The following is a 24998-nucleotide window of genomic DNA, read 5'->3' as shown; positions in this document are numbered from 1 at the left end:
CGCGAAATACGGGGCGGTTCACTACACCACGAAGCACAAGAAGAAGGCACCGACTGCGAAGGTCTCTCCTTTCTACAAGAAAACCATCGGTTACGGACTGCCGGACTTCGCAGAGGAACTCAACTACGGAGTCGATCTATCAACCATCTGAGGGTGGTATCAGATTGATGGGGTGAAGGTGCCCCATCAACCATTAAATCCGTATACCCAAGATTATATAAGTATACAGCCATATATTCAGGGTAGTTGCTCCCCAGACCGCTAGCTATGGGCGACTAGCGTCTAGGCGAATGGCGAGCCATGTTGGTTTAGTAGTATATACATCCCCGCCTATTGTCTATCAGCCCCTGTCAGGCAATCCCAACCAATAAATAAATAGTTTTCCTAGCGCTCCTATGCGAAGAGTCATAGGAGAACCGCAGTGGAAACCCATCCGAAGAACCGTAACTTAACGTTGACCTACGGTCCCCTCTGGAGGGGGTGGCCGCTTTGTCCTGGTCATGCGCCCTTTGTCAGTGAATATCTGGATCTATTGTTAGAAACCATGCAGGAGGCCTCGTCAGTCAACAAGCGCCTATGCGCGTTTCGGTTTGACCTGCACTACCCGCCAGAATTGACGTCTCAGCCTGAATCAGCCATCTCACGATTCTTTCATCGGCTACAGCGGGAGGTGGATAAAGAGGCGAGCATGAAGACGCGGAGATACCCCTGTCGTATTTACCACGCCTGGGCCGCTGAACGGCACCTATCCGCGCGAAACCACTATCACGTGGCCATTCTGGTCAACAAAGACGCGTACTACTCCTGGGGCCCTTTTCCGAGCCTTATAGGGGGCAATACGGGATTGGGGACCAGAGGTGGAATGGCGCATTGCATCGTCCGGGCGTGGGCCCATGCGTTAGGCGTCCCGCCGGAGATGGTGGTCGGAAGTGTCCACTATGCAAACAACGGGATTTACTACTTGAACAGTAACCGGCCGAACAGATCTGCAGAGTTTGCCGCTATATTCGAGCGCGTTAGCTACATGGCGAAGGCGGCTACCAAAATTTACGGTCAAGGCTTTAGGTCCTTCGGCTGTTCACGCCGGAAGGAGATAGGTCAGCTTGCACACTAGGTTTGCGAGGCAGGTGTCGCTGATTGTGGAGCTGCTACCTGCGGCCCTCGCGAGTGAATTTTGACGGGCGTTCCTCATCCCGTGAAGGGTTATGAGGACATAGCAATGAAAATCATGCGATTGGAAGAAGTAATTGCCTCCACGGGGCTGGGGCGGTCATCGATCTATAAGCTGATGGCGGAGGATGCCTTCCCGAAGTCAGTCCCGCTGGTCAACCGGTCCGTGGGCTGGGTTTCCTACGAGGTGGAAGGCTGGATCATGGCTCGCATCGAGGAGCGTGATCAGAACATGGTTGAGTTGAGTGATGCTCTTAAATAGGAAAGCCCATCCCTATCGATGGGCTTCGTTTGATATCGGTGTTAGATCTTCTTGTAAATTACGGTCACTCTCCCCTGTGGCTTGTTCTTGGCGATTTCATAATCAGGATTGAAAGTCGCTATGTTGTGCGCGGCAATGCCAACTGCTGAATAAATGCTAATGGCTTGGGTGAACCCCGTTGGTATAACAAAGCCAGCCAACGAGGCGCTTCTGTACTCGGTGTAAACTCTGCATTTCAAACCGCTCGTCTCAATGGCGACTTCCACCTTATTCACCACATAGCTTAGATTTTTGACCGCAACGATCTGGAAAGACGCCTTTTCCGCGATTAGCTCGGAAAGCTTTTGATCGTCGAGTTCTTCGACGGATAGCTTCTTGATGTCAATGTCTTTACCCATTTTCCCTCCGGGGTCCGGGGCTTAGGTTCCTGGACAAATAAGAAAGTGCCTTGCTGTCCCTCTCTCTCACCCGGTAGGTGAGAGAGAGGAAGGAGCTAGCGCAGTGTCAGCGTGTAGGTGGATTGGAATTGGTCTCCAGTGGAGCCAACTTCGAAGCTGAAACGGACCTGAGCATTGGTGGTCACGACCTTGTCGACCACCAACTCAAACGTGACGCTGTCCCCTTCGCTGATCACGATTCCGCTTGTCAGTCCCACAAAGCGGGGATTCAAGCCGGCGGGTAGGGGAGAGCCCGTCGGATCTTCGACCTGGACACCCTGGAGGGTGTAATCCCGGCCGATGGCCTTGAGGCGGAATTCCGCCAGGGTGATGGTGCTTTCTCCTGTGGACGTGCGGGTCAGGGTGCTTGAGGACGTATAGGGCAGGCCCACCATCCGCCATTCCGCTGGGTCGAACACGTCGCCCTCGTCAAACTCCTCCAGGGTCAGCTCGGGCTCGATGGCGGTAACGCGCACCGTTGAGGCGCGGCTGGTCTTATTGCCGTCATTCACGGTCAGGCTGATAACGTAGTCGCCTGCTACGTCGGGCGTAAAGCTCGGCGCTACGGTACCTGGATTGGTGAGTGCGACGACGCTGCCATCCGGTCGTGACTGGAATGTCCAGGTATAGGTCAGCGTATCGCCGTCCGCATCGGTGCTGGCGGACCCGTCAAGGGTGACCCCGCGTCCCACTTCCACCGTTTGATCCCGGCCGGCGTCCGCCACGGGCTCGCTATTGGCGGTTTCGGCATTGACCTGAACGCGGTCGCCGGCGCTGTCGGCCTGGCCATCATTCACCACCAGTTCAACGATATAAGCGCCGTCGACATCGGGTGTAAACGAGGGGCTGTCGGTGGCGGCGTTGGTCAGCGATGCCGCGCTGCCGTCAGGTTGTGATACGAACTCCCACTCGAAGCTTAGTGGATCTCCATTGGCGTCCGTGCTGGCGGAGCCGTCCAGAGTCACCACCGTGCCGGTCATGGCGTTAATGTCGCCGCCTGCATTGGCTACGGGCTTGGCGTTCGCCTCAGAGGCGGTAACGCGCACAAGCTTTTCTTCACTAGTGATTTCGCCGTCGTTAACTGTCAATGCCAGGGTGTAGGTACCTTCGGCATCAGCGGTGAAGGTGGGCGCTACCGATGTCCGATCCGAAAGCTCGGACGTGGCCTGGAACGGTTTGGAGACGAAACGCCAGTGATAGCTGAGGGTGCCGCCGTCCGGGTCTGAGCTGCCGCTCGCATCCAGAGTGACGACATCGCCTTCCACTACAGACTGATCCGCCCCTGCGTCGGCCACGGGCCTTACATTGGCTTTCGTGGCGCTCACCGTGACGTTGTCGGTATTGCTATCAACTTCGCCGTCGCCAACGAGCAGCTCGATCACGAAGTCGCCTTCGACGTCGGCAGTGAACGTGGGATTGACCGTTTCGGCATCCTGCAGGGTCGCGCTGCTGCCCGCTGGGCGGCTCACAAAGCGCCAGGAGTAGAGCAGCGCGTCGCCATCGGGATCGGCGCTTGCCGACCCGTTCAGCGTCACTACGTCGCTTACAAGGACGCTCTGGTCTTCGCCGGCGTCCGCCGTCGGCGCGCTGTTCGGTGTTGCCGCTGTTATGGTCACCTCGTCAGCCACGCCTGTTGCTTCGCCATCGCTAACCGTCAGCGTGAGAACGTACTCCCCGTCCGCATCGGGCGTGAATGACGGATCGACGGTGTTCGCGTCCGACAGGGACGCCACGCTGCCACCTGGCTGCTCGGTGAGCGCCCACTGGTAGGTGAGCAGGTCGCCGTCGGCGTCCGTGCTGGCGGATCCGTCGAGGTTCACCGGCTCGCCGGTCTTCACGGATTGATCCGCGCCGGCATCGGCGACGGGTGGGCTGTTGGCGATTGTGGCTGTGATGGTGACCGTTGCGGGCTCACTGTCGACCTGGCCGTCATTTACGATCAGCTCGGCGGTGTACTCGCCCTCGCTGTCAGCCACGAAGGTGGGTTTGACGGTGTCGCTGTCCGCGAGGACCGCGCCGCTGCCGTCAGGTTGGGCGCTCAACGACCAAGCGTAGGTGAGGGTGTCGCCGTCCTCGTCGTGGCTTTCAGAGGCATTGAGGGTGACGGTATCGCCCACTTTGACGCTTTGGGCCTTGCCCGCGTCCGCGAGCGGCGCGGTGTTGGTGGCGCCAGGGCTGGGGTCGGACGTCTCTTCCTCACCGCCGGAGGAACCCCCTCCGCCGCACCCAGCTAATATCAAGCAGGCCATGATCAGGCCATAGCCGATCCATCGAATCATTATTGTTACTCCCTAGATCATTTGTTTTTCGCTTTGAAAAGCACGACGGAGGAGCGGGCCACGGGATGGCTCGCCCGCCGCTGCTTCGAGGGGTTGGTCAAGTCGCTTGATCTCCGCCAAGCGTTCGCGATGGGAGACCGAAAACCGGGGGTGGTGCCTCCGGGCCGGGCTCCGTTGTCCTTATTCATAGACAAAGCTTCCTTACTTATATCGAAAAAGTATGGCATGGCCTTACCAAAAGTAAAGCCTGGCCGTACGACAGCATAAGGCCAATTGCGTAGCTTATGAGGCTGATTGCTATCGAGACTTCCCATGCAGACCAAAGAGTTTGGAAAGCGGTTGAGAGCCGCCCGCGAGCGGTCAAACCTGACGCAGGAGCGGTTGGGTATGGAGCTGGGCGTCAGCAAGACGACCGTCTCGTCGTGGGAACTGGGGAACGATCCCCCGAGATTCAGCTATCTGCTTGAGCTGAAGCGGGTTTTGGATGTGTCTCTGGATGAATTGGTCTATGGGCACGACGCCGATTTGCGAGAGGCGCAAACCATCACCACCAGTGATGACGGCGAGGTAGCGCTGATCAAGGCGTACCGTCGTCTAACGATCAAGCGCCGCAAGGCACTGCTGGGGCTGATCGAGGAGTAGTTTGCTCAGGTTGGTGGCGGGGCCTCCGTGCTCAGAGAGCGTCTTCACGGGTAAAGAACGCATCGACCAAGCCCTGGATGACCAGGTCGGCCTCCTCGTCGGACGGCAGCTCGCCGTGATTCAGGATCAGGTGGAAGCCCAGCAAATCCCCGAAGGCAGAGATGACCTCAAACTCGAACGTCCCGTGTTTGGGGCTCAGGTGCCGCCAGTGGCGCCGACTGTACGCCCAAATCCGGTCCAGATAGCGACAGCTCTCCGTCACCAGCTTCATGCGGCCCGCGTGCCAGAAATTTAGTAGGCGCTCACTTCGGTGAGGGTCTCTTTTGGACGTCATCAGGCCTTCGAACAGAAAGGCCCCCCAGACCGGCGCCACGGCCTGAGGCAGCGTCTCGCTTTGCAGGTCCGACGCCAGGGCGAACCGGCGATAGGGAGAGGGGTCGTTGGGAGGCATGGCGTTTCTCCGGTGAAAAAGATAGATGTTGAGCCGGTGGGGCGGGGATACCGGCCCGTAATGCTTGCGGTGTGTTAAAGGCATCAATCAGCCAACAACACCGCTTGATCCAGCGCCCTCTGCTTCAAACTCGCGCCCTGGTCGAACTACGCGGAGTCCAGCCTGTGATAGAAGCTCCGTGCCCGCCGTTCGTGGTCAACGAACTCGGTAACGGCATTGAGCAGGCCATAGACAGTACCCTTGGCGGAAGGCAGATCCGCACCCCGGCCCGCGCCGTGGAACAGAGCGTGGACTTTCGCCATGGCCCGTTCATTGGCCGTAGTGCGCTTCGACAGCGGGCGCTCTTGGAAGAGCCCGATCAGAAACTTCTCGATCTCCGGCTACTCCATACCCGCCTGGCGAGCCCAGGTCTCGATGGACTGGCCGGGCGACAGCGCGTTGCCCAGGCCATGCCACGGGGTCCGGTCGGTATAGGCCATCTCGTCTACGAGGTGAGTCATGTTTGCTCCTCGTGAACGGCATAAAAGCGCCCCTCGCCATCAGGCGGGGCCGTGATCGGGTAGTACGGGGTGGGAACGAAAAGGAGGCGGATCAGACCCAGCCACGCCGGGAGAGGCTTTCCCAGCCAGATTGGGATACCACCAAGTGATCAAGGACGCGGACGTCAATGAGGCCAAGAGCTTTCACCAGTAGCTGGGTAACGTCGCGGTCCGCTTGGGACGGCTCGCTGTGCCCTGAGGGATGATTGTGGGCCAGGATTACCGAGGCTGCGTTCCACTCCAGGGCCTTCTGCACCACGATCCGGGGGTGGACGGTGGCGCCGTCGACGGTGCCAGAGAACAGTCGCTCGAAGCTCAGCACCTGATTTTTGTTGTTCATGAACAGCACCGCAAAGTGCTCGTTCTTCTCGTTGGCCAAAGTCATCTGCAGGAAACGCGCGGCCTCCTCCGGGTGGGACAGGGTGTCGCCGCGCGTCAGGTTCTCCTGAAGGATGGCGGCGGCTGTGCGGATGATGTCATCCGAGGTTATTGGGCCGGAGGCGTGATAGAGGCCCTTCTCGCTCTTTACGAATGTTGTATCGTAGTCGCACATAGCGATCTCCAGAAGAAAAAAGCCCGCATGGGCGGGCTTTGTGCGGGTTAGAGGGGTAGGGCAGGCTTATTCCAGTTCCGCGCTGAATCGGTAGTCGCACTCCAGACATTCGAAGCTATCTAGAACGGTCTCATCGAGCATCTCGCCAACGGCCGCGCCGGCGGAGCCGCCCGCAAAGCCGCCAACGAGACCGCCGACTATAGCGCCGGCAATACCTCCCAGGGTAGGGCCGGCGGGGCCGGCGATGAGCCCGGCAGCGGCTCCAACACGGGCACCGGACACGGCAGTTGAAAATCCAGTGGCGGCACCTGCCGCCGTGCCGAGGGCGCCGCAGGTTTTGCGGCCAACATGGAGGGTAACGACACGGGTAGAGCGACAACGAGGGCAGTCAGGGTTCACGGTGTCTCCTTTTCTGTACGGTTTATTGCGGCTGGATCAGCCCACATTCCTGGTGCTATCCGGTCAGTGGTATATATCTGAAAATCGATAGAATCCTCATGATCGGAAGTATGGAGGTAGGTTGAGGCGCGAAAGTACGTCGCCAAGTTTCCAGCAGCCAGATGTGCTCATGAGCTAGTACGGTGAATCCGCAACATCAGAATCACCAATAGGAGTCACGAAATGACCAATTCAAAGAGGCAAAGAGCAAATCATCGTTCCGATCAAGCCAATACGAATCGCGGCAGCAATGGAACGAACCCCGTGAATAGCCATGTACATGGCAATCGTGGTGCTCAGCTAAATCCTAACCGGAAGAAATAACAGGTGCCGCCCCGCTTAGGCGGGGCGGTCTAAGGTGCCGCTCTATGGACGATAAAATCGGCTTTCCAACTCAAGGAGAGGTTGTAAGTTACCTCTTTAAGGCCTTTGGTATTCTCCCGGCTAAACGTGACCCCCGAGTTGATGAGCTGGAAAAGAAACAATTCCAGAGGTTGCTCAAGAGGCTGCGAGATGAGGAAGGGCTACTGCTAAAGAATTTTGATATCGCTGTTGAAACCTTTAAGACACGGCTAGAGAGAAATTTGAGTGATCCGAATACCCGGAAAGTGATTATTAATGTGCTGGCGGAGCTTCATCACAGCTATAGCCGCTTGTTGGTGGAAGAAGGGACATATCGCTCAAAGGTCGACACGCTGCGTAAACCGCTGAAGGTTGCCACCCATTCCATGTGAAACCTGCCACCCGGACCTGAGCAAGGCTGCCACCCATCGGAGCGTAGGGACGCGGGGTTTCTCTTCTTACTCCGAACTCGTAGTGTCCGTCAACTTTCCCTTTCCCTTTCGCTTTTGCATGGATTCACCCCGGACATTGATCTTGTAGGCGTTATGAACGAGCTGGTCCAGATTGGCGTCACCGATTACGTCATGCCATTCCTCGATGGGTAATTGGCTAGTGGCGATGGTGGAGCTCGGCCATGTCGGTCTTCCAGCACGTCCAGCAAGTCTTGCCGGTTCTCCGCACTCAGTTTCATCAGCCTCCAGTCATCCAGGGTCAGCACGTCGACCTTGGCGAGGCTGGTCAGGAGTTTGGCGTACTGGCCGTAGCCCTTGGCAATGGTCAGCTCCCGCATCAGTCGGGTCAGGCTCACGTACTGTGCGGTGTAGCATTCCCGGCAGGCCTTATGCGCCAGGGCGTAGGCCAGCCAGGTTTTGCCAACGCCGGTGGGCCCGGTAATGAGCACGTTCAGGTGCTCTTTCACCCATTGGTAGCCGGCCAGTGATTGCACCAGCCCTTTATCTAGGCCCCGTGAGTTCCGGTAATCGATGTCTTGGAGGATGGCCGTGTGCAGCAGCTTGGCCCGGCGCAGCTGGCTACTCATGCGCCGGTTGTCCCGCTCGGTCATTTCCCGATCCACGAGTAGCCCGAGGCGCTCCTCGAAGCTCAGGTCGGTGATGTCGGGGGTGGCCGACTGATCCGCCAGGGCGGCAGCCGTGCCGGTCAGTTTGAGAGCGTGGAGCTTATCCAATGTGGGGTGTTTCAATATGTCAGAGATCCTTCAGTAGTAGTAGGCCGGGCCACGGATGTTGTCGTGGGTGTCGGGCAAGGCCAGTTCCTGTTGCTCTTCCAGGGGCTGCTGATCCAGACGGTGTTTGAGGATGGATTCGATGCTCTTGTACCGGCAACTACCCAGCATCAGGGCGCGTTTAAGGGGCCAACTTATTACGCTCAATTTCCTTCAATTTGCCAGAATTGAGCGAGAACGGTCCGGCTACTTCCCCGTTTCGGGTGGGGCCAGACCGGCGCCGTGGATTCCGGCGCTTTGCTCTTCCATAAACCATTTTCCGATGTGCCAGGCGCTCATGATCAATACCTAGATGGCGATCTGCCGGTGTCACGAACCGGACCCACTGTGCAGATTCTTCTCGTTGTAGGCCTCCTCGAACGCCAGCATCCATTCGCGCACGGCCGTGAGCGATGCATAGCCCTTTGACGGCCATTCCGGGGAGTATTTGACCGTCCGGAACAACGACTCCGAATAAGATTATCGTTACTGACCCTCGGCCGGCTGTGGGACATCAAATATGCCCAGGTCAGCCAGTCTGGCTTTGAGAGTGTAAGACGTCATCGGTGCTCCATTGTCAGAGTGCAACACCGGCGGATTGTGCCAACAGCCCTCTGGCAATAGAGCGCGTTTAATGAGCTTCTTGGCCAACCCGCCGGAACTCTGCCATGGATATACCAGGCAATGATCCTGCGACTGTAGATGTCCATGATCAGGTACAGATACCAATGCTGGCCTCGTACCGCTGACGGACAATAACTGATGTCCCAACTCCATACCTGGTTCGGGCTTGTCACGGTAAAGCTAGTCGGCTCAGGCACCTTCCGGGGCTGCTTCATCCGTCCCCGATAATTCTGTTGCCGGTGTTTCTTCAGCACCCGTTAAAACGACGATTCAGAGACCAGATAGACGCTTTTATTAGCCAGTGACGGCACGATCTGCGACGGTGGTGAATTCCGGTACTGAGGTTGATTACATGCACCCAGAATGGCCAACTCCTCGGCCTGGGTGAGTTTATGGGGCTGTTTAGCCCGTTCTGCATCGGCACGGTGGTCTTCAGCCACCCGACCGTCGACAGTGCGCCAGCGCTTCAATGTGCGCTCGCTGATATCCATCAGCTCTGCGGGCCTGCATCGGGCTGCGCCACCGGCAACAGCTTCATCAAAAAGCTCCAGAAGCCTTGCAAGTCCGTCCAGCGGCGTCAGTCATCCTCGCTGCTGTCCGGATCTTCGCCGTACAAGGCTTCGAGCTTTTTGATAGCACCAGCAGCGAGGTAGTCTCAGCGAGGGCCTTGTCTTTGCGGCGAACTTCCGCCTTCAGCTTTTTGATGGTTTTTCGGGACACTCGTTTCTGCTTCTGAGCCGCTTTATTCCGGTCTTCCTGCATGCCAGAGCCCTGCAGGCAGGCTTATTTCCTGCGCTGCATTTGCTCCGCATACAGGCCTTTCTCGCGGCAATAGGCGCTGAGTTCAGCTTCAGACATCAAGGCTGTTTCAATCGCAACAGGCAGCTTGGCTTCGGGGGACCAGTCTTCCCCGGTATTACGATTACCTGGCACGGGCATTCGTTGTTGTCGACACTGTTTTAACCAACTATACAGAGTCACATCGGATATGCCTTCCGATGCCGACACCGACAAGTCACTGCGGTTCTGCGGAGGCAGCAGTTTCTTCAGCACGTCGGCTTTACGATCTTCGGAATAACGTGGCATGAATACTCCTATGCCGCCCCGGGACTATTGAATTCAGGTTAATTCGCCTACTGGACAAATAGGCTGATAGGGTGCGGTAACTGGCGACACGGTTGCCCCGGTAAAAGTATTCGATGTTATTATGGATGATGTGAACCTCCACCTTTTTTTTGATCACGGTGTAGGGCACTGAGTAGTAGTGACCGTCGATGAGCGAGAAGTGCTGGCGATGGCGCAACGCCGCCAGGATCCAGCGCTCGACGATCAACACACCCCCTTCCACCTTGGCCTTGACCCTGGGCTCGCGGGCGTGGGTAGGAACGATGGCGGCCCCATAATGGGCAGCCATATCCTGGTAAGTTGGATTGAGGTCCGGCTCTTACCGGTGAGCCTTGGTAAACGCCCGATTTCAAATTGTCGGGAGTCACTAATCCCGGAACTCCATCCAGGTACTGGAAGGCCCGGGTGTGAGAGCCGATCCAGTCCGGCAATGCCTGGCTCCAGGAGGCTTCGGCGTAAGTGTAATTGGACGCGCCCATCACCGCCACGAAGACCTGTGCCTCGTGGATATCTCTGGTGGTGCGGTCAATGACGGGCACGGTCTGGCCGGCATAGTCCACGAACAGCTTCTCTCCGGCCCAATGGTCCTGGCGCATCATCAGGTCCAGCTTGCCCCGCCAGACGCGGTAGTGCTCGCAGAACCAGCTGTACTGATAACCGTAGGGGGTGGCTTGCCGGTACTCCTGCCAGAGCAGGAACAGGGTGACATTCTTGCACGTGAGTTCGTCGCGGATGTGTTGCCAGTCGGGATGCATCGGGCCTGTGTCGGAAGATCCGGTGGTTGCGAGAACAGCAGTTGCTCCAGATGGACCTCCTCCAGATCCGCTGGCAACGGCCAGCTCAGACCCGCCTCAACCGTACGGCGCAGGTATTCGCTTACGGTGGGGCGGCTGACGCCACAGGCCGCTGCCATCTCGCGGTTACTCAGCTCTCGCTCCCACTTGAGGCGAAGAACTTCTTTGATCTTACGCACGGATAACCTCTTCGCTGGCATCTGGCCCATCTCCGGATGAAAAGGGTCAGAGTACCGTTAAGTTATCCCGAGCCGGACGATTTTGATAACGGTTCAGGCAGCCTGCCGGGGTGGTAGCTTTGCCGTGGAATCAGTGGCAGCTTTCGCGTGGAATGGGTGGCAGGCTTCGTCTGGAATCAGTGGCAACCTTGGTTTGGAATACGCAGCCTGCGGTATCCAGTTCAGTATCCTAGGATGAATGTGCCATTTGGCTGTGTCTGCCCGGAGGTTCCCATTCGGGTGCGGTGCGGCGAAATCCGCGATGAAGGACCGCCTGGAAGACATCAAACCGCCTTTGCCGCCGTTTTCTTCGCGTGCTGTTAGTGCTGACGGCAGCAGTGGGGGAAGCAACATGTCCAGCACCTATGGTTTTGGGGTCTATGTCGAGGAGCGGTAAGTGTACGAGCGGGTTGAAAACAGCGATTACGGGGATGGGCTGGCAGGCTGGAACAAAACGAGGGTCTGCCAAACCGCTCCCCGTAAAAGGGAGAATGTGTCAGTGGGGTCCAATGTCTGGAGGGGCAGCAACCCGGAGGGCTGCGTAATGACCTACCGGTACGTTGATGTTTTTGTCGATGGCGCTAAGGCGGGCCACACGTACTACTGGAATTAGGCGGCATTCTAGCAGGGCAGTGAGCTTTGTTCGGGCCAGGTCTCCTGGCCCGCAGTCATTTTACTGACAGACCCAAAAGAAGACTTCAGTGATCAGGTGGTCAGATTCACAATGTCACTACAGCGTTAGGGTTATTTTGGAGGGAAGTATCACTTGATCCTGGGAAGACCGTGACGCCGAATCAATCTGAACCAGGAATCTCAACAACTGCAGCAAAACCTCCCGCTTTACTCGACGTGTAATGAACCAGCCCCTGATAACGCTCAACTATCGCGTGGACAATAGCCAGTCCCAGGCCATGACCGGGTTTTTGCTCGTCCAGTCTTAATCCCCGCGTGCCCAATTTTGAGCGGGCTGTCTCTAAGACGCCGGCCCCATCGTCGCTGATGATAATTTTTAACTGGCCTTGATCTTCACCCAGGGTGAGCTCCACCCAGCGGAACGACCATTTGCCCGCGTTATCCAGCAAGTTGCCAAGGATTTCGTTCAGATCATGCTCCTCGACAGGCCAGCGACGGTGTTCAGGCAGATATGTTGATAGTTCAAAAGATTTATCGGGGTAGAGGCGGCCGACCATCCACAGCAGGTCCCGGGCCTGTTTGACCGGGCAGGCACTTTGGCCGACCTGTGGGCCTGCAAACCGGCTTCGCCGCATTTCTGACTCAAGCTGAGCATCTATGTCGTCGAGGCGCGACGCCATTTCCCGTCTCAGGTTCTTATCGAGCGGGCGGCTCGTGTCTTCCAGGATCTGTCTGACAGCCGCTATGGGCGTTTTCACACTGTGGGAAAGGTTGGCAAGGGCGTCACGGGAGCGTTCCAACCGGTCATCCAGTGAATCCAGCAGCTGATTGAGTTGCCGGACGAGGGGCCGGAATTCTTCCGGGCCATTTGCGTTAATACGGGAAATATCGCCTGACTGAAGTCTTTTCAGGCTCGCCTGAAGGCCCACTACTGGCCGCAGGGCCAGACTGATGCCCACCCATATGCTCCCGATCATCAGAATGACCAGTAAAACCGAAACGACGGCGGTCCAGGTGTGGAGTTCGGCCTGACTTTGCTGCAGTGCCTCCATATCCTCAGCAACAATGACCACGAAGGAATTTCCGTCGACCGTGAAGGCACGGCGATACCCCAGCATTTCGGAAGGCGCAGCGGGCACCTCAGCATCCCGGACTCTCACGGCTCCTTCCTGTTCGGACGAGAGCAACGGCCTCAGCAGCGGTGTCCAGGTTTTCGGTGAAATGGACTGCCCGGACGGAGAGGCAATGGCGAAGGCGTGGTGGAACACTTCCTGAAAGTAGTCGCCGGTCTGGAGTGTGTCAGTTCGGCCGCCGGACTGGCGGATCTGGTGTTCCAGAAAAGCCACCTCGTCTTTCAGGCGGCTTTCTACAAAGTCCGTGGACATCCTCTCCAGCAAGGCCCCATGGATGATCCAGGCTAGCGCCATCAGGCCAATACCGGCCGGAAGCAGCAGAATCAGGAGCATCGCCCTGACTGAGTGAGGTCTAGCGGCTATCGGCATCGAACAGGTACCCCTGACCGCGTCGGGTCTTTATGGTGTCCGGACCCACCAGCTTCCTGAGCCGCCGCACATAGGCCTCGATAACGTTTTCGCTGGGTGTGTCGTCGAGGCTGTATAGCTGGTCCAGAAGCTGTTCTTTCGAGAAAACCTGCCCGGGTCGACTCATCAGACAACGGAGCAAGCGGAACTCCGTACCGGTCAGGCTATGTTCGGTCTGGTCACCGGCTCTTAACGTCTGGCGATTTTCGTCCAGCTCGAATCGGCCCGCTGTCAGGGTATCCATTATTCGGCCTTCGCTTCGCCGCACGATGGCGTGAAGCCGGGCAATCAGTTCTTCCGTCTGGAAAGGTTTCGCGAGGTAATCATCGGCGCCGGCCTTCAGTCCATTGACCTTGTCCTGCCAGTCTCCTCTGGCGGTCAGGATCAGCACCGGGAAGCTGACCTTATGCGCCCGCCACTGCCTCAGTACGTCCAGACCGTTACCGTCGGGCAGGCCCAGGTCAAGAATACCGGCCCGGTAGCTTTCCTGCTGCCCGAGTTGCCGGGCGTCCCGTGCTGTACGGGCGGTATCCACGCTGAAGCCGGCCTTTTCCAGCTGGGCGCTTAGCCCGTTCGCCAGCAGGGGATCATCTTCCACCAGAAGTAATCGCATTCCTGATCTGCCTTCCCAATTTGAGTATCAAAGCCCGTCAGTGTTGCTGCCCAAGCTGAATTGTGCCTGAACGAAAAATAATTCCGATTTTCAGCATGGATTCAGGTTGCTGAGCGATGATAGCAACCGTTTCTGGATATTGCTCAAGTTTTGAGTAAAACAAACCGGCCTTCTGGGCCAGATCCGTTCAAGGGAGAAGTTATATGATCGTATCAAAATTCCTTGTTGCTGCCGCAACAATCTCATTGTCGGCGACCGCCTTTGCCGCTGGAACCCATGGCGGAGGCCACGGTCACGGCGCTGCGAGTGGTGAACCTGGTAAAGCCTCAGAGGTCAGCCGAACCATAACAGTCGAAATGTACGACAACTACTATGAACCGGAATCAATCACCGTAAGCCCCGGGGAAACGGTGCGGTTCATGGTGGAGAACAAAGGGAACCTCGTTCACGAATTCAACATCGGCACCCCAGAGATGCACGAGGGCCATCAGGAGGAAATGATGATGATGGTTGAGCATGGCGTCATCCAGGGCGGCAAGCTGAACCACGACATGATGAATATGGATATGGGGAATGGCCATTCCATGAAGCATGACGACCCGAACAGCGTGTTGCTGGAACCGGGCCAAAGTAAAGAAGTGGTATGGAAGTTCTCTGATAAAGGCAATATCGAATTTGCCTGCAACGTGCCGGGCCACTATCAGGCCGGGATGTACGGTAAGGTCAATTTCGAGTAACTCGCTTAACTGAGGTCCGCGAGCGCGGGGCTGAGACACGTTTCTCGGCCCGGCTTCAATGACGTGTAGTTCGGAGCAACACAGATGAAACCACGCTTTTTGACAGGGCTTTTGAGCCTGCTGATGCCAGCCATGGTTCTGGCCGGCGAATACGACCTTACGGTCGACCGGGTAAAAATTGATACCGGCGATTTTGTGAAGGAAGGCATTGGATACAACGGCGCATCTCCGGGACCGGTAATGCGTTTCAAGGAAGGCGAGAACGTCCGGATCAACGTGACCAACAACCTGGATGAGATGACGTCCATTCACTGGCACGGTCTGATCCTGCCTTTCAATCAGGACGGTGTGCCAGGTATCAGTTTCCCTGGCATCAAGCCGGGTGAAACGTTCACCTATGAATTCCCTATCCAGCAAGCAGGCACCTACTGGTTTCATAGCCACTCTGGTTTTCAGGAGCCAGACGGGGCCTATGGTGCCATTGTCATTGAGCCCGAGGGCCGTGAGCCATTCCGCTACGATCGTGAATACGTGGTGCAGCTGACTGACAAGCACCCCCATTCCGGTGACCGCATCATGCGCAACCTGAAAATGATGCCGGATTACTACAACCGTGAGCAGCAAACCGTGGGGGAGTTTTTTTCGGACGCGTCCAAAAACGGTCTGATGAACACCATTCGGGACCGCATGGCCTGGGGTGACATGCGGATGATGAAAGCGGACGTTGAGGACTTGCAGGGCTTTACGGGCCTGATCAACGGCAAAGGTCCCGAGCAGAACTGGACTGGCCTTTTTGAGCCCGGAGAACGCATCCGGCTGCGGTTCATCAACTCCTCGGCCACGACCTACTTCGACATACGGATTCCCGGTCTGGACATGACGGTTGTACAGGCCGATGGCAACAACGTTCAGCCCGTTAACGTGGACGAGTTCCGGATCGGTGTGGCGGAAACCTATGATGTGATCGTCCACCCGAAAGATGAGCAGGCCTACACCATTTTCGCTGAATCCATGGGGCGTTCCGGCTATGCCAGGGCAACACTGGCCCCTGAAAAGGGTATGGAAGCGGCCGTGCCGCAACTGCGTGAACCTGCCCGCCTGACAATGGCTGATATGGGCGGTATGCCTGGTATGGACCATGGCAGCATGGCGGGCATGGATCATGGGAACATGGATATGGACAGCTCAGAAGATATGTCCGGGATGGATCACTCCTCAATGGAGGGAATGGACCACTCCAACATGGACAGCATGGATCATTCCAACATGGAAGGCATGGATCATGGTTCCATGGCGATGGGAAAAGGCGGCCAAAGCGACCCCTTTTACGCCAAGGGAAGTGGCCTTGTACCCACGGCAGCCAATGGCGGCAAGTTCCTGTCCTATGCTGACCTGAAGGCCCAAGATCCACTGTATGAAGACCGCGAACCGACCCGGGAAATTGAGCTTCGTTTGACCGGCAATATGGAGCGTTATATCTGGAGCATTAATGGCGTCAAGTACGAAGACGCAGACCCAATTCGTCTCAAATACGGTGAGCGAGTTCGCTTCAAATTCGTGAACGAGACCATGATGACTCACCCTATGCACCTGCACGGCATGTGGTCCATTCTCGATGTTGGTGCAGACCAATGGAACCCGATCAAGCACACGGTCAGTGTGCAGCCAGGCACCACGGTTTACATGGAAACCGAGGTCGACGCGCCCGGCCAGTGGGCGTTCCACTGTCACCTGTCCTATCACGCGGCCGCTGGTATGTTCCGCAAGGTCATTGTTGAAGGTGGGCCAGATTCAACGCAGGCCAAAACAGACGTGATTGCTGAAGATGGAGGTGAGGCATGAGTTGTATTCGATCACTTGTCGCCGTCAGTTTTCTTGCCTCTATTGGTGTCTCAACGGCGGTGACAGCTCAGGAAATGATTTCCGACACCACGGCTCGTAAACAGCCGCTCACAACCTGGGGCGTTCAATTCGAGGAATTTGAGTACCGCTACAGCGACGATGACGAGGAGCTGGGCGTCTGGGATGCGGATGCCTTCTACGGCACCGACGAGCTGAAACTCCGGTGGATTTCAAAAGGTGAGTACAGCCTGGAGGAGCGGGCCTACGAATCACTGGAAAACCAGCTGGTCGGCCAGATCCCCATTTCCAAGTTCTTCGACGCCAAAGCGGGTGTTCGCTTCGACACCCCCGAGGGACCGGATCGTACGTATGCTGTTCTCGGTGTAGCCGGGCTGGCACCCCAATGGTTTGAGATCGATGCAAACTTGTATGTCAGCAAGGATGGAGATACCTCAGCCGAACTTGACGCAGAGTACGAGCTGCTGCTCACTAACTATTGGATCCTTTCCGCAACGCTGGATGCGACGGTAGCGTTCAGTGAAGACAGGGAAATTGGCATCGGCAAAGGATTGGTTTCCACCGAAACCGGCCTCCGGCTCCGCTACGACCTGATAGACCGTGCGTTCTCGCCTTATGTGGGCGTGGTGCATGAGCGCAAATACGGCGATAGTGCCGACTTTGCCGAAGCGGACGGCGGCAGTACAGCAGATTGGTTTGCTGTGATTGGAGCGCGCATCGCACTCTGATCAGGTACTTAGGGGCTAAAGATATTTCTTTGGCCCGTTTTTCTCGACATTGATGCAAGTGAGATCTACCCAAGCCAGCATTGGCTATTTATTGAGTATCAAACGCCGTTCAAAACAACAGGAGGTTGTATGAGCAGCACGCACGACAGAACCACGCGCTATCAGAAAGGCAGTCTTACACTTCCGGGAACTGTTATGCTGGGCACCGGTGTCATGATTGGCGCCGGTATCTTCGCCCTTACCGGGCAGATGGCGCAGATGACTGGCGTTCTTTTCCCGTTGGCGTTTCTGGCCGCGGCGGTAATCGTAAGCTTCAGTGCCTATTCCTACATCAAAATTTCCAATGCCTACCCGTCAGCCGGGGGCATAGGCATGTACCTGCACAAAGCCTATGGCAATCGGTTACCGACGGCTTTCAATGCTTTGCTGATGTATTTCTCGATGGTGATTGCCCAGAGCTTTCTTGCGCGAACCTTCGGTTCTTACACCATGCAACTGTTCGATGGCGATGAAAGTGGCCGCATGGTGCCCATTCTTGGCGTCTCACTAATTCTGGCCGCGTTTCTGATCAATCTGTTGGGCAACCGAATGATTCAGGGCGTGGCTTCCTTTATAGGTATCCTGAAGATCGGAGGCATTCTGGTTTTCGGGCTGGTGGGTATCTGGATTGCCGACAGTGTTTCTGTTGATTTCTCTAGCCCCGGTGAGGCTGGAACCTTTGGCAATTTCCTGGGGGCAACGGCCCTTGGCATTCTGGCCTTCAAAGGTTTTACCACCATCACCAACAGCGGCTCGGAAGTCATAGACCCCAAGAGAAACGTGGGGCGAGCGATTATTATTTCCATCGCAGCCTGCGTGGTGATCTACACCCTGGTCGGTTTCGCCGTTGCCAGTAACCTGTCCCTGGCGGAAATCATCAAAACGCAGGACTACTCTCTGGCGGCCGCTGCGCGTCCCGCTCTCGGCGATTACGGTGTCTGGTTTACTGTCGCTATTGCCATGATGGCCACGGCGGGCGGTATTCTCGCCAGCGTCTTCGCGGTATCCCGCATGCTGGCGATGCTGACGGAGATGAAGCTCGTACCACATCGGCATTTTGGCATGCCCGGCAGCATCCAGAAACACACACTGGTGTATACCGTTGTCCTGGGGCTGATCCTCACCGCCTTCTTTGATCTGTCACGAATTGCCGCGCTGGGTATCGTGTTTTACCTGATTATGGACATTGCCATTCACTGGGGTGTACTGCGCTATCTTCGCAAAGACATCAAGGCCAACACCTGGGTGCCAGCAACAGCCATCTTGTTGGATCTTTTGGCGCTGGGCGGCTTCGTCTGGGTAAAGCTTAATACGGACCCGTTCGTCATCAGCGTGGCAGTCGTGACCATGATCGTGATTGCAGTATCCGAGCAGATTTTCCTTAAAAGATCACCGGAATCGGCGCAAGCGAAACAGGAAGAGAGTCATGCGCATCATCATTAATCTGAATCAGGAAGAGAGGCTATTGCCATGATGGGAGATAACATGTTCGGGAACACCATGTGGGCAGGCCACTGGCTGTGGATGCTGGTGATTGCCATTGTGGTCGTCATTCCGGCCTGGCGTATTTGCCAGCGCACGGGGTATCCGGGGTGGATGGGTGTACTGATACTGATCCCTATCGTCAATCTGGTTCTGCTGTATTTCATTGCATTTGCAGACTGGCCCGCCGATAAAACAGGAGATCAGAATGGCTGAGCACCATCACGCCCATGACCACGATCACCACGCCGATAAAGAACCTGGCGGGCACACCGCCAAGGATCCGGTTTGCGGCATGGCAGTCGATCCGCATACCGCGGAACACCGCAGCCAGCATGGCGGTAAAACCTGGTACTTCTGCTCCTCGCGCTGCCAGTCCAAATTCGACGAGGACCCTGAGCAGTACCTCGGTGAGGAAGACAAGCCGCAAGAGCCGGTTGCGCCAGGTACGATGTATACGTGCCCCATGCACCCGGAAATTCGACAGCAAGGGCCAGGGGACTGCCCCATCTGTGGTATGGCTCTGGAGCCCGAGCAGGTGAGCCTGGATGATGGCCCCTCTGCAGAACTTACGGACATGACCCGCCGGTTTTGGATCGGGCTGGTGCTGACCTTGCCTGTACTGGTCCTGGAAATGGGCGGGCATCTGACCGGGCTTGACCATATGATTGCTCCACAGATGTCCAACTGGATTCAGTTGGTGCTGGCAACGCCCGTGGTGCTCTGGTGCGGCTGGCCCTTCTTCGTCCGGGGTTGGAGATCCGTGGTTAGCCGTAACCTGAACATGTTCACGCTGATAGCCATTGGTACCGGCGTGGCCCTGATCTACAGCCTGGTCGCCACACTTGCGCCCCAGGTATTCCCGGGCGCTTTCCGGCAGGCCGACGGCTCAGTGGCAGTGTACTTTGAGGCGGCAGCGGTCATTGTGGTGCTGGTGCTGCTTGGACAGGTGCTGGAATTGCGCGCCCGGGAGAAAACCTCCGGGGCCATCAAGGCTCTGTTAGATCTGGCGCCGGCAACGGCCAGGAAACTGGACGATGATGGCGGTGAGTCCGATGTATCGCTGGATCAGGTCAAGGTCGGCGACCGCCTGCGGGTGCGTCCGGGCGACAAGGTTCCGCTAGACGGCGAGGTGCTCGAAGGCAGCTCCAACGTGGATGAGTCCATGGTGACCGGTGAGCCGTTGGCGGTCAGCAAAAAGTCAGGAGACCAGGTGATCGGCGGCAGCATCAACCAGCAGGGCAGTTTCATCATGCGTGCGGACAAGGTGGGCCGGGACACCATGCTGTCCCAGATTGTGCAGATGGTGGCCAGCGCCCAACGCAGCCGCGCGCCCATTCAGGGCCTGGCCGACAGGGTCGCGGGCTATTTTGTGCCTGCGGTGATCGTGATCGCCATTATCGCCTTTATAGCCTGGTCGTTGTTCGGGCCGACGCCCCCGATGGCATTCGGTCTGATTGCTGCGGTGAGCGTGCTGATTATTGCTTGCCCCTGTGCTTTGGGGCTGGCAACGCCCATGTCGATTATGGTCGGCGTTGGGCGGGGTGCTCAGAGCGGTGTGCTGATCCGCGATGCCGAAGCACTTGAGCGTATGGAGAAAGTGGACACCGTGGTGGTGGATAAGACGGGCACACTGACTGAAGGCAAACCTCAGGTGACCAAACTGGTGCCAGCTGCCGGGGGCAGCGAGGATGAGCTCATGCGATTCGCCGGCGGCCTGGAAAAGGGCAGTGAGCATCCGCTGGCCCACGCCATTCTCGATAAAGCAAAGACCATGGGCTTGAAACTACCGGACGCGGAAGATTTTGATTCACCCAATGGGAAGGGCGTCACCGGTAGGATTGATGGACGACGGGTATTGCTCGGAAACCGGCTGTTGATGGAAGCGGAAAATGTGGACACCGCGGACTTTGAAAGCGAAGCCGACCAGCTCCGCCAGGATGGGGCGACTGTTATTTTCGCGGCCGTAGACGGCAAAGTGGCCGGTTTGCTTGCCATCGCCGATCCGGTGAAAGAAACCACTGAAGCGGCTATTTCTGCACTGCAGAAAGACGGCATCCGAGTCGTCATGCTCACCGGCGACAACCGGACGTCGGCCGAGGCGGTTGCCCGTAAATTGCACATCGATGAAGTGGAAGCGGAAGTGCTTCCGGAGGATAAGGGCAAGATCGTTCAGCGCCTGAAAGATGAGGGCCGTGTTGTGGTGATGGCTGGTGACGGGGTGAACGACGCTCCGGCTCTGGCAACCGCCGATGTAGGCGTAGCCATGGGCACGGGCACTGATGTGGCCATCGAAAGCGCCGGCATTACCCTGTTGCGCGGCGATCTCATGGGCATTGTGGAAGCACGTCGATTGTCGCTGGCAACCATGCGCAATATCCGGCAGAACTTGTTTTTTGCCTTTGTCTATAACTCTGCGGGTGTGCCGATAGCGGCCGGCGTTCTATACCCGTTTTTCGGCATCCTGCTGTCACCGATTTTTGCGGCGGCGGCTATGTCGCTGTCTTCGGTCAGCGTGATCGTGAATGCGCTGCGCCTGCGACTGGTCAAGCTCGGACCAAAGTGATATACGTCGGATTTGTTGGAGATACCTATGCCGTACACGATTGATCGAATTATAGAAGATGCCAATTTTGAGGAAGTTGACAAGCGAACTCGTCAGTCCCTCACAGATCACGGTTTTGGGGTGCTGACAGAAATTGATGTCAAAGCCACGATGAAGGAGAAGCTTGACAAGGAAATGCCCGCGTACCGGATCCTTGGGGCGTGTAATCCTGCTATGGCGTGGGAAGCCATTGGTGTAGAGCCCCGGGTAGGGGCCATGTTGCCGTGCAATGTCATTCTGCGGGAAACGTCTGAAGGTATCGAAGTCAGCGCGATAGATCCCGTAGCTTCAATGACGGCGATTGAAAACAACGAACTGAAACAGGTTGCCGGCAAGGTCAGGGAGGCACTGTCCGAGGTATAGTAGGCGTCTGAAGCCGCGCCATCAGTTGGTTGAGATAGTGATTTTTGACTGTGATCAAGCTACACGGAGTTTGCCCAGACCGTTCTGTTTGAATTCAACTGACTGTGATTAACTCCAAGTGTAGTGGCCAAGTATTTCAGGCCGCCGTCTTTTGAGTTTTCCAGTAAGCCTGCTGCGACATTGCGCGGCAGCTCGCCGTTGTGCTTGTGCGGTCGCAGAACGCTGTAATAGCCGATCATATAGTCCGTGATCGACTGCTTCGCCGAGATACAGCACGGATACCCGATTTCCGGTACCCACTCCGTTTTCAAAATCCTGAAGAACCGCTCTGTCGGGGCGTTATCCCAGCAACTTCCTCGCCGGCTGAGACTCTGCTTCATGTGATGGCGCCAGAGCAACTCTCGGAATCCCAGGCTGGTGTACTGGCACTCCTGATCTGAATGAAACATGACGCCCTGTGGCTCGCCCCACGACCTATAGGCAATGGTTAGGGGCTTCTTTACCAGTTCCGTATTGGGGGGCAGGGACAGCGCCCAGTCCACGGGTTTACAGGAAAAAGTCGATAACCACCGCCAGGTAAGCCCAGCGCACTCCTGTCCAGATATAGGTAGTATCTCCGGTCCAAGCCTGATTGGGCTCCTTTACATCGAACTCCTGATCAAGACGGTTCGGGATGTCCAGGTGTGGCTGATCCGCCTTCTTGTAGGAGTGCCCTGGCGGCCGCGTGCTGACCAGCCCTAACTGCTTCATCCGTCTGCCGGCACGGTACCGGCTCAGTGTCGTTCCAGCCTGGGTGGCGATCTTGGCAATGCTGCGAGCCCCGCAGAGCCGTTACTGGCAGCATGCGCCTCGACAACCTGATCCAGCAGCGTTTTCTCAGCCTCACAGCGCTCTTTGTCCCGGTCACGCCGGCCGGTAGCTGCTGCGATGAACCCCAAATACCTGACATAGGCGTTGCACCGTTCAAGTCGCTCAATTATCGAGAATTGTTCAGGGAGTCCGACATCAAGAGAGCAGTAGCCTTATTTTAAGATTTCCTTTTCTTCCTCCACCCGCCGCAGCTTGCGTTTCTGTTCCTGAATCTCACGCTGTTCCGGGGTCAGGGCTTCGCCTTTCGGTACGTTGCCTGCTCATTCGGAAGGGAGCTTGCGAACCCAGTACTCCATGGTGAACTCGCCAACCCCCATGGCATCACAGGCCGCTTTCAGTGAATAGCCCTGGTCGACCGAGCTAGGCCTCCGCCAAGCGGAATTCCGGACTGAACGTTCTCTTCTTTGTCATTATCGTTACCGGACTTTCTATCTGAGTGATCATACACTCAAAATCACCAAAGCCACTATGCCACTATATTCAGTCTTTCATTTCGTACTACACAGAGACTGAGCCTGAAGTCGAAATCTTGCGCCTGCCGCCGATTGAGACTGCAGCCGACAAGTTGAGTGCGTTGACATGGCGTGTGCTGAAGAGTAATCGATCAGCTCATGGTGAGGATCCTGAGATGGTTCGCCATCTTCACGATATTGCTCCGCTGATCTCTGTGATTAGGGAAGATGAAGAGCTGTTTGTGGATGTCGCAGACTCCTCATTCGAAGGCGATCGGCAGACAGGAAAGCGAGATACTCAGGCCCCGTTTACAGAGTCGATTCAGGAGGCCATCGAGTGCCTGGACAACGATGAGGAGTATCGCGAAGAGTACAGGCAGTTTGTGGATGCGATGTCGTACGCTGACGATGATGAAAGTGTGGATTTTGATTCGGCTGTAGAGATCTTGCAGGAAGTCGCCGCCCTGTTCGAGTAGGGATGGCCCCTGCTGCTCGCTCAACATGGGGCGGGCCAACGCTTACAGTAACGCTTCTATGTGCTCCCCTAGCAGTTTCCATGCCTCAGTTTTCTCTTTGGCGTAGTCATGGCGCAGGTAGTGCCGCCGGACTTTCGAGCCGCCCAGAAGATGGTTTTGACAGCGATCAATGATGTCGAGCGGTACGCCGATCGCTTGCATCATTGTCGCGCCAGTGCGGCGCATGTCGTGCGGCGTCCATGCGCCATTTTGGCCATTTGCCAAGACTAGACTGTCATCATGATGCCGGCCGGCCAGAGGTTTGCTGCGATTCTTGAAGCGGCATTGCCGGTCACCGATCAGTTTGCTGACATTTTTGGTGTTGACGTGGCTATCTCCGGCTCTGTTGGGAAATAGGAAGGCAGTGTGGCCGGTTTCCTGGTGTAGCCGTTTGAACTGTGACAATGCAAAAGGCGACAGAAAGACATGATGATCCTGCCGCTTTCCGCGATGTCCTTTGGTGTTCTTCGCGGGAATGAACCAGAGACCGGTGTCAAAGTCGACATGCTTCCACTCCGCTTGAAGCAGCTCGCCGATGCGGCATAGGGTTGCCAGGCATATCCAGATGGCGCTTTGCACGCGGGGGTTTACCGGGCGGATGCCGCTGTATTTCTGGCCCGCCGGCAGGGCAGCGTAATCCGCTTCCAGCTTCTCGAAGATGTCATGCAGCTCTCGGATCTCTTCGGCGGAGAGCACCCGCTCCCGTTCTTCCTGATAGTCGCTATCCAGCAGGGTGGTGACATCCACCAGGTCGGCGGGGTTCCCGTCAGCCATCAAGGTGCGCCAGGGTTGCCGCTTCTCCGCCCAACGCAGCATTTGACCCATGTCGTTGTTCAGAATGACGACGGAGCGGTTCAGGCCGCGAGCCTTTACTGTTCTGAGCACGGAGAGAAGGTCCTTATCGGTCAAGGCACGCAGCGGCGTCTTGCCAATCAAGGGGAGCACGTCTTTGCCAAAACTTCTGCGGAGTTCGGCGTTGCCATCTTGCCGTGATACCCCATCGTCGAGCCAGGCTTCAAATAGCTCGTTCACCGTCCTGTTTTCCGACGCTTGGCGCTCGGCTTCGGCGATGGTTGAGGCAATGGCGGCTTGGGCTTCAATCCTGGCTGCCTTCTGGGCGGCGTTGGGGTTGATACCTTTAGCGACTGAGGCTTTGGCTTCGTCACGCTTGGCCCGAATCTGAGCGAGTGTGTTCTTGGGCCAGCTGCCGAGGCGGTAATCGCGCTTGACCCCATCCAGCTTGAACTCATAGCGAAACAGTGCCGTGACGCCACGAACGCCGGCGCGGACCTTGGCGACCAGGCCGTTATCCTCGCGTAGTGTCCTGCCGTCATCCGTTGCGGTGAGGGCTTCCAGTTGCTTAGCCGTCAGCTTGGTCATGTCCTACCCCCTGCAGGATCTGAGGTTTGATAATTTTGCCCCACTTTTGCCCCACCAGATCGGCTGGCTGTCGGCGGATGCCAG

Annotated in this window: 21 protein-coding genes and 4 pseudogenes; 12 read left to right on the top strand and 13 right to left on the bottom strand. The window is 56.8% G+C overall.

Translation table 11 applies throughout. The features are described 5' to 3' along the window. The first annotated feature begins 544 nt into the window (after positions 1–544). Together FGS76_RS19880 and FGS76_RS06625 are read left to right on the top strand one after the other, a co-directional pair. Positions 545–1114, top strand: coding sequence for an inovirus Gp2 family protein (locus tag FGS76_RS19880; protein WP_377899806.1), 570 nt, complete (start codon positions 545–547; stop codon positions 1112–1114). A 105-nt stretch (positions 1115–1219) separates the two neighbouring features. Continuing rightward, positions 1220–1432 carry an AlpA family phage regulatory protein gene (locus tag FGS76_RS06625; protein ID WP_138771827.1) on the top strand — a complete coding sequence of 71 codons (213 nt, stop codon included), beginning with the start codon at positions 1220–1222 and terminating at the stop codon, positions 1430–1432. A gap of 41 nt (positions 1433–1473) precedes the next feature. On the opposite strand, the gene FGS76_RS06620 is transcribed toward FGS76_RS06625, so the two are convergent. Both FGS76_RS06620 and FGS76_RS06615 read right to left on the bottom strand, forming a co-directional pair. Further along, entirely contained in the window at positions 1474–1830 is a 357-nt protein-coding gene (locus FGS76_RS06620) for a hypothetical protein (protein ID WP_138771826.1), read from the bottom strand. Positions 1831–1925: 95 nt separating this feature from the next. After that, positions 1926–4148 carry a PKD domain-containing protein gene (locus tag FGS76_RS06615; RefSeq protein WP_138771825.1) on the bottom strand — a complete coding sequence of 741 codons (2223 nt, stop codon included), beginning with the start codon at positions 4146–4148 and terminating at the stop codon, positions 1926–1928. Between the two features lie 312 nt (positions 4149–4460). Here FGS76_RS06615 and FGS76_RS06610 point away from each other — a divergent pair, with 312 nt between their 5' ends. Beyond that, positions 4461–4790, top strand: coding sequence for a helix-turn-helix domain-containing protein (locus FGS76_RS06610; RefSeq protein ID WP_138771824.1), 330 nt, complete (start codon positions 4461–4463; stop codon positions 4788–4790). Between the two features lie 31 nt (positions 4791–4821). On the opposite strand, the gene FGS76_RS06605 is transcribed toward FGS76_RS06610, so the two are convergent. From FGS76_RS06605 to FGS76_RS06595, 3 genes are all read right to left on the bottom strand, one after another. Next, a complete protein-coding gene (locus FGS76_RS06605; RefSeq protein WP_138771823.1) occupies positions 4822–5241 on the bottom strand; it encodes a hypothetical protein in 420 nt (139 codons plus the stop codon). Positions 5242–5387: 146 nt separating this feature from the next. Further along, entirely contained in the window at positions 5388–5600 is a 213-nt protein-coding gene (locus FGS76_RS06600; RefSeq protein WP_228235151.1) for a DUF932 domain-containing protein, read from the bottom strand. 232 nt (positions 5601–5832) lie between these two features. Next, complete coding sequence (locus tag FGS76_RS06595; RefSeq protein ID WP_138771821.1) at positions 5833–6333, bottom strand: JAB domain-containing protein; 501 nt, start codon at positions 6331–6333, stop codon at positions 5833–5835. Between the two features lie 806 nt (positions 6334–7139). Here FGS76_RS06595 and FGS76_RS06585 point away from each other — a divergent pair. Continuing rightward, complete coding sequence (locus tag FGS76_RS06585) at positions 7140–7505, top strand: hypothetical protein (protein ID WP_138771819.1); 366 nt, start codon at positions 7140–7142, stop codon at positions 7503–7505. Positions 7506–7571: 66 nt separating this feature from the next. Here the strand turns inward: FGS76_RS06585 and istB are convergent. The 6 genes and pseudogenes from istB to FGS76_RS06540 form a co-directional block, all read right to left on the bottom strand. Further along, a pseudogene (gene istB, locus FGS76_RS06580) lies at positions 7572–8317 on the bottom strand (IS21-like element helper ATPase IstB). 12 nt (positions 8318–8329) lie between these two features. Further along, entirely contained in the window at positions 8330–8503 is a 174-nt protein-coding gene (locus FGS76_RS06575; RefSeq protein ID WP_205717204.1) for a hypothetical protein, read from the bottom strand. Then, positions 8478–10045, bottom strand: a pseudogene (locus FGS76_RS19875) (IS3 family transposase). Before FGS76_RS19875 ends, FGS76_RS06575 begins: the two are co-directional and overlap by 26 nt. 7 nt (positions 10046–10052) lie before the next feature. After that, a pseudogene (gene istA / locus FGS76_RS06555) lies at positions 10053–11078 on the bottom strand (IS21 family transposase); the annotation flags it as partial. An 812-nt stretch (positions 11079–11890) separates the two neighbouring features. Continuing rightward, positions 11891–13195 carry an ATP-binding protein gene (locus FGS76_RS06545; protein ID WP_204431498.1) on the bottom strand — a complete coding sequence of 435 codons (1305 nt, stop codon included), beginning with the start codon at positions 13193–13195 and terminating at the stop codon, positions 11891–11893. A gap of 19 nt (positions 13196–13214) precedes the next feature. Next, on the bottom strand, positions 13215–13883 hold the full coding sequence (locus FGS76_RS06540) for a response regulator transcription factor (RefSeq protein ID WP_138771814.1): 669 nt from the start codon (positions 13881–13883) through the stop codon (positions 13215–13217). Between the two features lie 203 nt (positions 13884–14086). Here FGS76_RS06540 and FGS76_RS06535 point away from each other — a divergent pair, with 203 nt between their 5' ends. From FGS76_RS06535 to FGS76_RS06505, 7 genes are all read left to right on the top strand, one after another. Continuing rightward, positions 14087–14620, top strand: a complete 534-nt coding sequence (locus FGS76_RS06535) for a cupredoxin domain-containing protein (protein WP_026949848.1) — start codon at positions 14087–14089, stop codon at positions 14618–14620. 84 nt (positions 14621–14704) lie between these two features. Continuing rightward, positions 14705–16462: a copper resistance system multicopper oxidase gene (locus tag FGS76_RS06530; protein ID WP_022996759.1), complete on the top strand. Its 1758-nt coding sequence runs from the start codon at positions 14705–14707 to the stop codon at positions 16460–16462. After that, positions 16459–17208 (top strand): copper resistance protein B, encoded by a 750-nt coding sequence (locus FGS76_RS06525; RefSeq protein WP_022996758.1) that lies wholly within the window; start codon positions 16459–16461, stop codon positions 17206–17208. Before FGS76_RS06530 ends, FGS76_RS06525 begins: the two co-directional genes overlap by 4 nt. A 129-nt stretch (positions 17209–17337) precedes the next feature. Next, on the top strand, positions 17338–18690 hold the full coding sequence (locus tag FGS76_RS06520) for an APC family permease (protein WP_026949849.1): 1353 nt from the start codon (positions 17338–17340) through the stop codon (positions 18688–18690). Positions 18691–18732: 42 nt separating this feature from the next. Then, the gene (locus tag FGS76_RS06515) at positions 18733–18945 is read left to right on the top strand and encodes a hypothetical protein (RefSeq protein ID WP_022996756.1); all 213 of its coding nucleotides are present in this window, start codon (positions 18733–18735) and stop codon (positions 18943–18945) included. Further along, complete coding sequence (locus tag FGS76_RS06510; protein WP_138771813.1) at positions 18938–21295, top strand: heavy metal translocating P-type ATPase; 2358 nt, start codon at positions 18938–18940, stop codon at positions 21293–21295. Before FGS76_RS06515 ends, FGS76_RS06510 begins: the two co-directional genes overlap by 8 nt. Positions 21296–21322: 27 nt before the next feature. Beyond that, positions 21323–21697, top strand: coding sequence for a DUF302 domain-containing protein (locus FGS76_RS06505; RefSeq protein ID WP_138771812.1), 375 nt, complete (start codon positions 21323–21325; stop codon positions 21695–21697). A 136-nt stretch (positions 21698–21833) separates the two neighbouring features. Here the strand turns inward: FGS76_RS06505 and FGS76_RS06500 are convergent. Continuing rightward, a pseudogene (locus FGS76_RS06500) lies at positions 21834–22978 on the bottom strand (IS3 family transposase). A gap of 25 nt (positions 22979–23003) precedes the next feature. Between FGS76_RS06500 and FGS76_RS06495 the strand changes: the two are divergent. Beyond that, positions 23004–23495 carry a nucleotidyl transferase AbiEii/AbiGii toxin family protein gene (locus FGS76_RS06495; RefSeq protein WP_228235335.1) on the top strand — a complete coding sequence of 164 codons (492 nt, stop codon included), beginning with the start codon at positions 23004–23006 and terminating at the stop codon, positions 23493–23495. A 42-nt stretch (positions 23496–23537) separates the two neighbouring features. On the opposite strand, the gene FGS76_RS06490 is transcribed toward FGS76_RS06495, so the two are convergent. Next, positions 23538–24914: a tyrosine-type recombinase/integrase gene (locus tag FGS76_RS06490; protein ID WP_138771811.1), complete on the bottom strand. Its 1377-nt coding sequence runs from the start codon at positions 24912–24914 to the stop codon at positions 23538–23540. Between the last annotated feature and the right edge of the window lie 84 nt (positions 24915–24998).

The organism is Alloalcanivorax gelatiniphagus, from assembly GCF_005938655.1.
In the GTDB taxonomy this organism is placed as follows: domain Bacteria; phylum Pseudomonadota; class Gammaproteobacteria; order Pseudomonadales; family Alcanivoracaceae; genus Alloalcanivorax; species Alloalcanivorax gelatiniphagus.
The sequence above is the reverse complement of the archived record's forward strand: the minus strand, read 5'-3'. Positions and strand labels throughout refer to the sequence as shown.